Raw genomic sequence first — 12,993 nt, forward strand, 5'->3', positions numbered from 1 at the left:
ATTGACCAGCGTCCCGGCCCGTGTTACACAGCCGTTACCACCCGCGCTGGGGAAGTGTCGCTGTGGATCCTGCCGTTCGCAAACCGCGTCTGACTGCCGCCGCCGGCCTGAGTGCCGCGCTGCTGCTGTGGGTGTCGACCGCGCACGCAGCAGGCGAGCGCAGCAGCCAGCAGCGCGCGCGAGGAGTGCAGGTGATCGACCTGGTCGACAGCGGCCGTTTCCACGACGCCGATGCGCTGCTGGCCACTACACCCGCCGCCACAGACGAGCCGTTCCAGCGCGAGCGCATGCGCCGCGTCCGCCTGGATTTCGCCCTCGACGAAAACGCCGCCAAAGACGCCGTACGGCGCGGCATTCCCGATCTGACCGACGAGGAATTTGCGCGCTGGGACCAACTCGGCCTGATCGAGCATTTCGATATCGATGGCGAGCGTTGGTACTTCAAGCGCGCACCCTCCAACCTGTTCCTGCTCAGCGACGAAGCACGCGCTCGCCGCCGCACGGATGCACCGGTGCCGCCTCCGGGCCCCAACGAAGTGCTCAACGCCCACCATGCAGGCGTGGTTGCCGCGGCCGAACAGAGTGGCCAGGCGTCGGTATTGCCGCAGCGCTATGAATTCACCCAGTCGCTTACGGTGAAAGCCGATGTGGTGCCCGCCGGTGAAACGATCCGCGCGTGGATTCCGTACCCCCGCGAGATCCCCGGCCAGCAGGAGCAGGTGCAGTGGCTGGGCAGCACCCCGGGCAAGGCGCGGGTGGCTCCGGCACATACCCAGCAGCGCACCGCCTACCTCGAAGCCAAAGCGGTTGCCGGGCGGCCAACCCGCTTCGAGATCCGCTACGCGGTCACGATCTTCGCCCGGCATACCGCGATCAACCCGGCCGTAGTGCAACCGACCCCGGCCGACCCGGCCCTGAAGCCCTACCTGGCCGAGCAGCTGCCGCATGTGCGCTTCACTCCCGCGCTGAAGCTGTTCTCCGACCAGGTGCTGCAGGGTGAAACGCGCCCGTATGAAGTGGTGCGCAGGCTGTTTGCTGCGGTCGACCGCATTCCCTGGGCCGGTGCGCGCGAGTACTCCACGATCAGCAACATCAGCGATTACGCGCTGCGGGCCGGCCATGCCGACTGCGGGCAGCAGACCCTGCTGCTGATCGCGCTGCTGCGCCTGAACGGTATTCCTGCACGCTGGCAGTCGGGCATGGTGTTCTCCGGCGACGGCAGCGGCTACAACAACCTGCATGATTGGGGGCAGGTCTACCTGGCGCCGTATGGCTGGCTGCCGATGGACGTGACCACCGGCGCACTGGCCAGTGATGTGCCGGCCCTCCGTGACTTCTATCTGGGTGGCCTCGATGGCTACCGCATCGCCTTCAACGACGATTTCGGCCAGCCCTTCGTGCCGGCCAAGCAGCACTTCCGCTCGGAAACGGTCGACTCGCAGCGCGGCGAGGCCGAGTGGGCAGGCGGCAACCTGTACTTCGACCAATGGAGCTACGACTTCCAGTGGCGGGTACTGCCAGCCAGGCAACGCTAGCGCGACACATCGCATTCCACACCATTCAATTCTTGCAGGAGAGAGCAGGGGATGAAGGCTTACAGCATCAAGCGGGCGGCGTTGTGCGTCGCCCTTGGGGCGTGTCTGGGCGTAGTGCTGCCCGGCATCGCGATGGCACAGAACGTGAGCGGCGCAGTTGCCGGCCGTGCAACCGCTGGTGACCAGGTGACCGTGGTCAGCAACAGTACGGGTCTGACTCGTACCGTTACCGTCGGCGCCGACGGCAGCTACCGCCTCGGCCAGCTGCCGGTAGGTGACTACCGGCTGCAGCTCAGCCGCGATGGCCAGAAGCTGGGCGATCAGGTTGCTGTCAGTGTGGCGGTAGGTGGTACCACCACGGTCAACCTGGCCAGTGGCGGCGGCGTCACCAATCTTGATGCCCTGCAGGTGGTCGGCACCCGAGTGGTCAACCGCGTGGACGTCTACTCCACCGAGACATCGTTCAACATCAACCGTCAGGAAATCTCGCGGTTGCCGGTGGCGCAGGACCTGTCTGCGGTCGCGCTGATGGCGCCGGGCGTGGTCGGCGGCAACTCGTCATTCGGCGGCCTGTCGTTCGCCGGTTCATCGGTGGCCGAGAATGCGGTCTTCATCAACGGCCTGAATGTCACCGACATGTACACCCGTCGCGGCTTCAGCACCGCGCCGTTCGCTTTCTTCAAGGAATTCCAGGTCAAGACGGGTGGCTACTCGGTCGAGTTCGGCCGCTCCACCGGTGGCGTGATCAATGCCGTGACCCGTTCGGGCAGCAACGAATTCGAGGGCGGCGTCGAAGTCACCGCCGAGCCCAGTGCGTGGCGCGCCAGTGGCGGCGACCACTTCCATCGTGATGGAACCCCGCATTCTTATGGCAGCCGCGACAACAACTCGTTCCTGAAGACGAACGTCTGGGGCTCGGGGCCGATCGTCAAGGACAAGCTGTTCCTGTTCGCGATGTACGAAGACCGCAACGACAAGGGACACAACACCTCGTCCGACGGCAGCACTTGGTTCAAGAATGATTCCGGCAACGGCTTCTGGGGCACCAAGCTGGACTGGAACATCAACGACAACCACAGCCTGGCGCTGCTGGCGTTCTCCGACGAGGGAGACGTCACCAATGCCTCCTATGGCTACAACTGGAACGCAGACGAGCTCGGTGCATGGGGCGGTGATTCGGTCACCGAGACGGGGGGACGCAACTGGTCGGCAACGTATACCGGCCACTTCGGGCAGAACTTCACCGCGCGCGCCATGGTCGGCCAGAACAACCAGCGTGCCTTCACCAATTCATCGCTGGATCAGGCCTGCAGCCCGGTGTTCACCGACAGTACCTACGGCCCGCGCCTGGGCAAGCTGCAGGGCCTGCGCGCAGGCTGCCACCCTACGGGCACGGCAGTGGCCGAGCGTGACGATACTCGTGACGTGGCACGACTGGACTTCGAATGGCAGCTGGGTGACCACCTGCTGCGCTTCGGTGTCGACCGTGAGCTGATGACCACAAAGCAGTCCACCCGCTACCCCGGCCCGACCGAACTGAGCTACACCGCCTACGTGGCGCGACCCGGCGATGAAGTCTGGGATGGTGCCAATGCCTACGTACCGGCTGGCGTTACCGAAATGCTGCGTGCGCGAAACCGCAAATCGGGCGGCACGTTCGAGACTGAAGCCAATGCCTTCTACGTGGAGGACATCTGGAACATCACGCCGAACCTGATGCTCAACCTCGGCGTGCGCTGGGACCGTTTCGAAAACCGCACCGCCGCCGGCAAGGCGTTCATCAAGATGGATGACCTGATCGCACCCCGCGTCGGCTTCTCGTGGGACATGCGTGGTGATGGCAGCACCAAGCTGTTCGGCAACGCCGGCCGGTACTACCTTCCGGTTACCAACAACATCAACGTGAACTTCGCCGGTGGCCTCACTGACGAATACAGCTACTACGTGCTCAACGGCTGGGAGCGGAAAACCTCGCCGACAGGCTCACCGTACATGGCACCGATCGTCGGCCAGCAGATCGGCCCGACCGACACCCGCATGAACACCGGCGGTGCCGACCTGCGCCAGAGTGTGGATCGCGACCTCAAGGCGGTCTACCAGGACGAGTACATCCTGGGCTTCCAGAACATGATCAACCAGGCATGGTCGTGGGGCGTCAACGCCACCTATCGACGGATGACCCGTGCGCTGGACGACATCCGTATCAATTACACCCCGTGCGGCCCGACCCCGAGCACGCTGTGGCCGATCGCCAACCCGGGCGAGAGCCTGACGATCTGGGGTGATAAGAGCATCGGCTGCGCCAACGAGGGCTGGATCACCATCGATACCGCCAACAGCGGTTATCGCAAGGGTGGCAGCGGTGAGGTGATCGGTTACTCCAAGCCCAAGCGCACCTACAAGGCACTGGAGTTCCAGATCGACCGTGCATGGGACGAGAAGTGGATGTTCAACGCGTCCTACCTGTGGTCGAAAAGCGAGGGCAATTTCGAAGGCCCTGTGAATTCCGATACCAACTACGGCGACACGGGCATGGTTCAGTTCTGGGACCATCCGGCCACCAACGAGCGCTATGGCGTGCTGTTCAACGACTTCCGCCACCAGTTCAAGCTGCGTGCCGCTTACGCGCTGAACAAGCAATGGTCGTTCGGAACCACGCTGCAGGTGCAGTCCGGTGGTCCCATCACGGCCTACGGCGTGATGTGGCCAAACGATTCCATCGCCGGTGGTAGTACCTCCAGCGAAGGTAGCGGTGGTGGCACCGGCTGGCTGTGCGTGGCCAACTGTTCCGGTCCGTACAACCAGCGGCAGTTCGAGTACAGCCCACGCGGTGCGTTCGGTCGCCTGCCGTGGACCTGGACCATGGGCGCCAATGTGACCTGGCGTTTGCCGGTGGAGGGCATCGACCTCAGTGCACGGCTGTCGGTGTACAACCTGTTCAACAACCAGAAGACCATCAACGTGCACCAGCGCTATGAAGCGCAGCCCGGCCAGTACCGCGAGGCGACGTTCGCCACCGGGACGCGCTGGCAGGCCCCGCGCTACACCCAGCTGGTGGTGACCTGGAACTTCTGAGGCCACGATCCGCGCCGTCCACCGTGACGGCGCGGGCAATGGAGGGGCTGCGCGCATGTACCACCTGCTGATCGTCGCGGCGGCACTGGCCGCACCGTCCGCTTCGGCGACCGACATCGCCTCCCTCGATGCCGACGTCGCCGCCGTGGTCCAGCACGAGCACCTGCCCGGGCTGGCCATGGCGGTGGTCGAGCAGGGGCGTGTGGTGTACCAGCATGCCGAGGGCGCGCGCGGCGACGGCGGCCGCATCGACCAGGACACGCTGTTCAAGATCGCCTCCAACAGCAAGGCGATGACCGCCGCGCTGCTGGCGCGGCTGGTGCAGCAGGGCAAGCTGCGCTGGGAGGATCCGGTGCGGCGGCATCTACCGGGCTTCCGCATGCACGATGCGTGGGTGGGCGAGCAGATGCAGGTGCGCGACCTGCTGATCCACAACAGCGGCCTGGGCCTGGGCGCCGGTGACCTGATGCTGTGGCCGGAGCCGAACGCGTTCACCCGTGCCGACATCATCGCGGGGCTGGCGCACCTGAAGCCGGTCAGCAGTTTCCGCAGCCGCTACGCCTACGACAACCTGATGTACGTGGTGGCCGGCGAACTGGCCGCTGCGACGGGTGGCAAACCGTATGACCAGTTGATGCGCGAGCAGGTGTTCGAGCCGCTGGGCATGACCCGCTGCCAAGTGGGGACGTGGTCGGTGAAGCGGGTCGGCAACGTGGCGCAGCCACATGCCTGGCGTGGCGACCACAATACGGTGGTGAACGCCGATGGTGCGATCAGCCCGGACCTGCCGTCGATGGCCGCCGGCGGCATCCGTTGTTCGCTGCGCGACATGACGCGCTGGATGCAGGTGCTGCTCGATCCCGGCCTGGCACCTGGCTGGTTGGATGCTGAGCAGCGCCGTACGCTGTGGACCCTGCACATGCCGATGCCGCTGGGTGAACGCCAGCGGCGTTGGGACAACGCGCATTTCTACGGCTACGGCTATGGCTGGCGCGTGTCGGACATGGATGGGCAGTGGAAGGTGGCGCACACCGGCACACTGTCGGGCATGTACTCGTCGCTGGCGCTGCTGCCTGAGCGCAAGGTGGGTGTGGTAATGCTGATCAACGGTGAAGGCGAGGATGCGCGCATCGCATTGATGCAGACCGCACTGAAGCGCTTCACCGCCCCCGATGAGGCGCGTCCGGCGCTGGCGTACCTGGCCGAACTGAAGGCTGACCAGGCCATGCGAGCGGCAGGCGGCCATCAGCGGCCGGCGACGTCGGAGGCACGGCCGACATCGGACGCCGATCTGCCGCGCTGGCAGGGCCGCTACACCGATCCGTGGCTGGGGCCGTCCTCGCTGTGCCCGGGCAAGGACGGCCTGCGCTTCAGCGTGGACAAGTCGCCCCGGCTGGAAGGGGCTGTGCTGCAGCTGCAGGGGCGCTGGCTGCTGCGCTGGGATACGCTGGGCGAAGACGCGCAGGCGTGGCTGCAGCCGGGTGAAGGCCTGGCACCGACACTGGACCTGCGCGCCATCGATCCGGACATCGACTTCAGCTATGACTTCCAGGACCTGCATTTCACTCGTACTGGCGATTGCCCTGGCAGCGACCACCAGCGCCGCTGAGCCACCGCGCGTTTCACCGGCCACCAACGCGGCCAGCGCCGGGCTGGTGGAGATCCGTACGTTGTCGCCGCGCATCGACCTGGACATCCGCTATGCGGGCGCCAACAACTTCACCGGCGCGCGCGTGCCCGGCTACGAGGCGCCTTCGTGCTACCTGCTGGCGCCGGTGGCGAAGGCGCTGGCCGAGGTGGAACAGGACCTGCGCGCCGATGGCTTCGGCCTGCGCCTCTACGACTGCTACCGGCCGGTGCGTTCGGTGCAGGCCTTCGTGGCCTGGGTGAACGATCCGCGCGAGCTCTCGCGCAAGGCACAGCAGTATCCGGACCTGGACAAGCCGCGCCTGCTGGCCGATGGCTACATCGCCGAACGCTCCGGCCACAGCCGCGGTGCCACGGTGGATCTGGGCCTGCTGGATTGCCGAAGCGGTGCATGTGCGCCGTTGGACATGGGCACTGACTTCGACTTCTTCGGGCCACGTGCGCATACGCAGACGAGCGGGCTGAGTAAGACGCAGCAGGCGAACCGGCGGCAACTGGTGCAGGCAATGGCACGGCGTGGTTTCGTGAACTATCCGCAGGAGTGGTGGCACTACACGTTCCAGCCGGAACCGGATCCCGGCTCCGCGTACGACGTCCCAGTGCTTTAGCGTTTGTTGGCAGGGGGCGCCCTCGACAATTTCCCGCTGCTCTTGGTAGCTGTCGACCTTGGTCGACACGGTAGATCCACGCCATGCGTGGATGCTCTCCGTTCAACCCCGGAGATATTCGATCTCGATGGAGATTCATCCACGCATGGCGTGGATCTACCGGGGCCAGCGGATTGGGTCCGAAGCAGATCCCTTACACTGGCCGCCATCCCACCGTTGCCCATCCGATGAACCTTCCTCTGCACTTCGGCCTGCTCGGTACCCTGGAAGCCGGCGCCATCGCCATGCTGGTTGGGCTGCTGGTGTACTTCCTGTGGTCGCAGCTGTGCCGCCTGCTGCGGTGGTCGATGGGGCACGCGATCGGCTGGTCCTGCGTCATCGCCGTGATCATCGCCGCCGGCATCGATGCGTGGAAGCTTTTCTACATGGGCATCGTGCGGCTGGAATCGCCGCTGTACGCGCGCATCTTCCTGGCCACCATCCACGATCCGAACGAACTTGGCAGCCGTGTGGTGCTGGAAATCGCCGGTGCGCTCGCCGGTGTTGCTCTTGCATGGGTGTTGTTCAGTTCGCGGTCATCGGAAAAAACCGTCGACTGACGCAGGTTTTTCGTTGCCTGCCGGTTAAATGCAGAGGCGCTGAATGCGCATCTTATGAGCCACTCACTTCACCCTAACCACCGCGCTAAAGCATGCGTGGAGGCGAGTGGTTAATCGCATGTGTGCGGGCCGGTCGCGGCGCAAAATCGATTCAGAAACGCGGTGGCAGGGTAGGTGCCGTGCGGATTCAACACGCCGCGCAACACCACCCAATCGGTAGGAGACACCCCTGATGACTATTCGCAACCGCAAGCCCCTGATCGCCCTGATCGTCGCCGCTGGCAGCGTGCTGGCCATCCCGGCGATGGCCCAGTCGGCCAAGCAGCAGGCCGCGCACGCGCAGAACGAGGCCGCTCAGGCCCAGCAGGCGGCTGCACAGGCCGGCCAGGCCGCCGACCAGGCGACCAATGCGGCCGCAGCGGCATCGGCACAGGCCAATGGCGGTGGCCAGACCTGGGCCAGCATCGATACCGATGGCAACGGCACCATCAGCAAGACCGAGGCGCAGGTGAACGCCGGCCTTGCCCAGGTCTTCGACCAGGCCGATACCAACAAGGACGGCGAGCTGAGCGCCGATGAGTACAAGGCCTACGTGGCCGCCCAGCAGGCCGGCGCCGGTGGCGCAGCGCAGGGTGCACAGGGCAGGTAAGTCCTGCGTCGGGGCGTATGGGAACCCGGGCGGCTTCGGCCGCCCGGGTTTTTTTCGTCACCATGGCCCCTGTATCCTTGCGCGATGAACACCCCCACGCCTGCGCCGTCGCGCGCCATCGGCCTGGTCGGTTTTGACGGTGACGATACGCTGTGGAAGAGCGAGGACTACTACCGCAAGGCCGAGCAGGATTACCTTGACCTGCTGTCGCGCTATGTCGACGTGCATGACACCCAGACCGCCCGCCACCTGCTGGAAGTGCAGCAGCGCCACCTGGGCACCTTCGGCTACGGCGTCAAGAGCATGACCCTGTCGATGATCGAAGCGGCCATCGACATCACCGGCCAGCGCATCGAGGCCAAGGACATCCAGCGCATCCTGGAGATCGGCCACGACACCCTGCGCCACCCGGTCGAGCTGATCGATGGTGTACGCGAAGCGGTGGCGGCCATCGCCGAGCACTACCCGGTGGTGCTGATCACCAAGGGCGACCTGTTCCACCAGGAAGCGAAGATCAAGGTCGCCAACCTGGGCGAGCTGTTCCCGCGCATCGAGATCGTTTCCGAGAAGGACCCGGAGACCTACGCCCGCGTGCTGGCTGAATTCGACCTGCCGATGCAGCGCTTCGTGATGGTCGGCAACTCGCTGCGCTCGGACATCGAGCCGGTGGTGACCCTGGGTGGCTGGGGCGTGCATACCCCGTACGCAGTGACCTGGGCGCACGAGACCCAGCATGGCGTGGCCGACGACGAGCCGCGCATGGTCACCGCCGATACCGCCCACGACTGGCCGGCCGCACTGGCGGCGATCGAGGCAAAGGCCGCTGCGGCCTGACAGGGCCCGTCGGCTGCGGCAGAATCGGGGCATGAACCACCGACTGCGCGCGCTGATGTTGTTCCTGTTGCTGGCGCCGGCCACCGTGCTGGCCCAGCAGACCGCCGAGCGCTCAAGCGCCTACGACGTGGACACCGGCGACAGCTGGGTCGATGCCCAGCTGCAGGACATCAACCATTACGCCGAACGCTACCCCGACGCCTTCCTCGACGAAGTGTCGCGCTATGCCGACGTGCCGCGCGGCTACATCAGCGCGCTGTTCACCACCCACGGCTGGCAGGCCGGAGACATCTATTTCGCCTGCTTCTGGGCCAAGGCCAGTGGCCAGACCTGCCGCGACAGCGTGCGTGCCTTCAGCCAGGACCCGGAGGGCGGCTGGGAGGCGGTGGTCAAGCGCATGCCCACCAAGCCGGACAATCTGCACTACCGGGCTGTGCGCCATGCCATCGTGGCCAGCTACCAGCACTGGGACCGGCCGATCACTCTGGATGCCGCGCTGAAGCGCCAGTTGAAGCGGTAGGGTCGGCCGCTGGCCGGCAATTGCAGCCTTTCCAGGCATCCGGGGTTGCCGGCCAGCGGCCGGCACTACCCGGTCATGTTGCTCTGCGTATCGCCGCCGCCGGGCGCTCCGGCGACAATACGGGTCCGAGCTGTTCCCCGTTCCCGTAATCGAGTGACTGATGAGCGCCTCTTTCGTTTCGCCTGATGTGATCCGCCGCCTGTTCGCGCAGGCCATGTCCCGCATGTACCGCACCGAAGTGCCGCTGTACGGCACGCTGGTGGAACTGGTGGAGCGGATCAACGCGCAGGTGCTTGCCCAGGACCCGGCGCTGGCCGCGCAGCTGCAGCGCAACGACGAGCGTGCGCGGCTGGATGAAGAGCGTCATGGCGCGATCCGCGTCGGTACCGTGCAGGAACTGGCGACGCTGCGCCGCCTGTTCGCGGTGATGGGCATGTACCCGGTCGGCTACTACGACCTGTCGGTGGCCGGCGTGCCGGTGCACTCCACCGCGTTCCGCCCGCTGACCGGCGCGGCGCTGGCGCAGAATCCGTTCCGCGTGTTCACCTCGCTGCTGCGCCTGGAGCTGATCGAAGACGAAGCCCTGCGTGCCGAGTCGGCGAAGATCCTGGCGCGCCGTCGCATCTTCACCGACGGCGCGCTGGCGCTGATCGACCAGGCCGAGCGCGACGGTGGCCTGTCGCAGGCCGATGCCGAGCGCTTCGTCCAGCAGGCGCTGGAAACCTTCCGCTGGCACGGCGATGCCACGGTCGATCTGCCGACCTACCACGCACTGCACAACGCGCACCGCCTGGTGGCTGACGTGGTCAGTTTCCGCGGCCCACACATCAACCACCTGACCCCGCGCACGCTGGACATCGACGCTGCACAGGCGGCAATGATCGAGCATGGCATGGCGGCCAAGGCCGTGATCGAAGGCCCGCCGCGCCGTGCCTGCCCGATCCTGCTGCGCCAGACCAGCTTCAAGGCGCTGGAAGAAGCCGTGCATTTCCCGGATGCCGAAGGTGGCGATGCCGGCACCCATACCGCGCGCTTCGGCGAGATCGAACAACGCGGCCTGGCGCTGACCCCGAAGGGCCGCGCGCTGTACGACCAGCTGTTGTCGCAGGCCCGCGACGCCGGTGGTGAAGGCAGCACCGGCGGCGACTACGGCCAGCGCCTGCAGGCGGTGTTCGCCAGCTTCCCGGATGACCATGACACCCTGCGCCAGGAAGGCCTGGGGTATTACCGCTACCAGCTGACCGACGCTGGCCGCGCCGCGCCGGAGCGCGTGGCCGATCTGCCCGCTGAAGTGCTGGTGGCCGCCGGCCTGGCCACGGCTGACCCGATCGTCTACGAGGATTTCCTGCCGGTCAGTGCCGCGGGCATCTTCCAGTCGAACCTGGGCGGCGAAGAACAGCGCGCCTATGCCGCGCATGCCAACCGCGAAGCCTTCGAGCAGGCCTTGGGCGTGGCGGTGAACGACGAGTTCGAGATCTACGAGCGGCTGCAGGCCGAATCGCTGGCGGCGCTGCGCGGGTAAACCGCTTGCCGTGGAGCCGAGCGTGGGCTCGGCTCTACAGGGATTCTGCGGAGCGGCCCCTTTGTAGAGCCGGCCGCTGGCCGGCTGTTGGGGAAGCCGGCCAGCGGCCGGCTCTACCCGAGGTCCGTAGCGGGCCTCAGCCCTTCATCGTTCCGGTATCCAGCCAGCGCTGGTGCCACGACAACGCTTCCGGCAGCAGGTGCGGGGTGTGCTTGCCGTAGCTCTCACGGCTGGCACGGTCGAAGTAATCCTGCAGCTGCGGGCGGAAGTCCGGGTGCGCGCAGTTGTCGATCAGCACCTGCGCGCGCTTGCGCGGGGTCAGGCCGCGCAGATCGGCCAGGCCCTGTTCGGTGACGATCACCGACACATCGTGCTCGGTGTGGTCGACATGGCTGGCCATCGGCACGATCGCCGAGATGGTGCCGTTCTTGGCGGTGGACGGGCTCAGGAACGCCGACAGGAAACCGTTGCGGGCAAAGTCACCGGAACCGCCGATGCCGTTCATGATCCGCGTGCCCATCACGTGCGTCGAATTGACGTTGCCGTAGATGTCCACCTCGATCATGCCGTTCATGCCGATGCAGCCCAGGCGGCGCACCAGTTCCGGGTGGTTGGAGATTTCCTGCGTGCGCATGATGATGCGCTCGCGGTAGAAATCGATGTTCTCCTTGAACGTCTCATTCGCCTGCGGGCTCAGCGCGAAGCCGGTGCACGAGGCGTAGCTCAGCACGCCGTCGCGCAGCAGGTCGAGCATGCCGTCCTGGATCACTTCGGTGAACGCGGCCAGGTCGCGGAAACCGCTCTTGGCCAGGCCAGCCAGCACCGCGTTGGGGATGTTGCCCACGCCCGACTGCAACGGCAGCAGGTTCGGCGGCAGGCGGCCCTTCTTCACCTCGTGCTTGAGGAATTCGATCAGGTGCGAGGCGATCTGTTCGCTGGTCGCATCGATCGGGCTGAACGGGCTGTTGCGGTCCGGCCCGTTGGTACGCACCACGGCCACGATCTTGTCCGGGTCGCAGCGCAGCGCGGTATCGCCGATGCGGTCGTTGGCGTTCACCAGCGGAATCGGCTTGCGGTGCGGCGGCAGCGCGGTGCCGTAGTAGATGTCATGCATGCCGTCGACGCCGGCCGGCTGCCATTCGTTGACCTCGACGATCACTTTCTTCGCCAGGTCCAGCCAGGTCTTGTTGTTGCCGACCGAGGTGGAGGGCACCAGCGAGCCATCTTCGCGGATGGCCGAGACCTCGATCACCGCGGTGTCGATCTCGCCGTAGAAGCCGAACCACACGTGCTGGGCAACGTGGCTGAGGTGGATGTCGATGTAATCCAGCTTGCCCTCGTTGATGCGGTTGCGCGCATCCGGGTCGCTCTGGAACGGCATGCGCATGGCGATGCCATCGGCCTTGGCCAGCGCGCCATCGAGTTCCGGCGCGGTCGAGGCGCCGGTCATCAGCTTGATCTGGAAGGGATTGCCCTGGGCATGCACCGCTTCGATGCGGCGGGCCAGTTCGACGGGAACGGCCTTGGGATACCCGGAGCCGGTAAAGCCGCTCATGGCCACGGTTTCACCGGGCTGGATCAGCGCGGCTGCGGCCTCGGCGGAGACCACGCGGTCACGGAGACGCGCGTTGGCGATGCGATCAACAGACATGACGACAGTGTTTCTGGGGGGAATCCCGATTATCGGCCATCCTCATCCGTACGGGGGGTTCTACCTTCGTGGAATGGCTTTTCCCCCAGGGGCTCACCCATACCCACCGGTTCTGTTTTGCAGTGCAGCGTGCAAAGTGCTTTCGCAGCCCGCACGATGGCCCTGCATCCCGACGTGGGGGAGGGAGCAGAGCCCGCTGGCAGTTCGCTGCAAGCGGGCTTTTTTATTGCCTGTCGCCCAGTATGAATGCGCGGCCTCCATTATCGGTAGTGCCGGCCGCTGGCCGGCAACCGCGGCAACCTTCGGTGTGATCAGCGGATCTGCCGGCCAGCGGCCGGCACTACCGGGTCCGT

The 12,993-nt window shown here is 65.9% G+C and carries 10 protein-coding genes; 9 read left to right on the forward strand and 1 reads right to left on the reverse strand.

Annotated elements, in window-relative coordinates:
* Positions 1-62: 62 nt before the first annotated feature.
* The 9 genes from AC5P7X_RS17655 (at position 63) to hglS (ending at position 10,989) form a co-directional block, all read left to right on the forward strand.
* Complete coding sequence (locus AC5P7X_RS17655; RefSeq protein WP_495215216.1) at positions 63-1,535, forward strand: transglutaminase-like domain-containing protein; 1,473 nt, start codon at positions 63-65, stop codon at positions 1,533-1,535.
* A gap of 51 nt (positions 1,536-1,586) precedes the next feature.
* Entirely contained in the window at positions 1,587-4,610 is a 3,024-nt protein-coding gene (locus AC5P7X_RS17660; RefSeq protein WP_053499030.1) for a TonB-dependent receptor, read from the forward strand.
* Positions 4,611-4,665: 55 nt separating this feature from the next.
* Positions 4,666-6,219, forward strand: a complete 1,554-nt coding sequence (locus AC5P7X_RS17665; RefSeq protein ID WP_495215217.1) for a serine hydrolase domain-containing protein — start codon at positions 4,666-4,668, stop codon at positions 6,217-6,219.
* Positions 6,152-6,865 carry a M15 family metallopeptidase gene (locus tag AC5P7X_RS17670; RefSeq protein WP_495215218.1) on the forward strand — a complete coding sequence of 238 codons (714 nt, stop codon included), beginning with the start codon at positions 6,152-6,154 and terminating at the stop codon, positions 6,863-6,865. The genes AC5P7X_RS17665 and AC5P7X_RS17670 overlap by 68 nt, the downstream gene beginning before the upstream one ends.
* 227 nt (positions 6,866-7,092) lie before the next feature.
* Positions 7,093-7,464 (forward strand): hypothetical protein, encoded by a 372-nt coding sequence (locus AC5P7X_RS17675; protein ID WP_065186625.1) that lies wholly within the window; start codon positions 7,093-7,095, stop codon positions 7,462-7,464.
* Positions 7,465-7,696: 232 nt separating this feature from the next.
* On the forward strand, positions 7,697-8,113 hold the full coding sequence (locus AC5P7X_RS17680; protein WP_005407824.1) for an EF-hand domain-containing protein: 417 nt from the start codon (positions 7,697-7,699) through the stop codon (positions 8,111-8,113).
* 84 nt (positions 8,114-8,197) lie between these two features.
* Positions 8,198-8,947 (forward strand): HAD family hydrolase, encoded by a 750-nt coding sequence (locus tag AC5P7X_RS17685; RefSeq protein WP_053499038.1) that lies wholly within the window; start codon positions 8,198-8,200, stop codon positions 8,945-8,947.
* Positions 8,948-8,978: 31 nt separating this feature from the next.
* Positions 8,979-9,467 carry a hypothetical protein gene (locus tag AC5P7X_RS17690; RefSeq protein ID WP_005415036.1) on the forward strand — a complete coding sequence of 163 codons (489 nt, stop codon included), beginning with the start codon at positions 8,979-8,981 and terminating at the stop codon, positions 9,465-9,467.
* A gap of 160 nt (positions 9,468-9,627) precedes the next feature.
* Entirely contained in the window at positions 9,628-10,989 is a 1,362-nt protein-coding gene (gene hglS, locus AC5P7X_RS17695) for a 2-oxoadipate dioxygenase/decarboxylase HglS (protein WP_053499040.1), read from the forward strand.
* Positions 10,990-11,125: 136 nt separating this feature from the next.
* On the opposite strand, the gene scpC is transcribed toward hglS, so the two are convergent.
* Positions 11,126-12,640, reverse strand: a complete 1,515-nt coding sequence (gene scpC / locus AC5P7X_RS17700) for a succinyl-CoA:acetate CoA-transferase ScpC (protein ID WP_005407828.1) — start codon at positions 12,638-12,640, stop codon at positions 11,126-11,128.
* Positions 12,641-12,993 lie beyond the last annotated feature (353 nt).

The organism is Stenotrophomonas sp. YJH_SMC_53 (genome assembly GCF_059369995.1).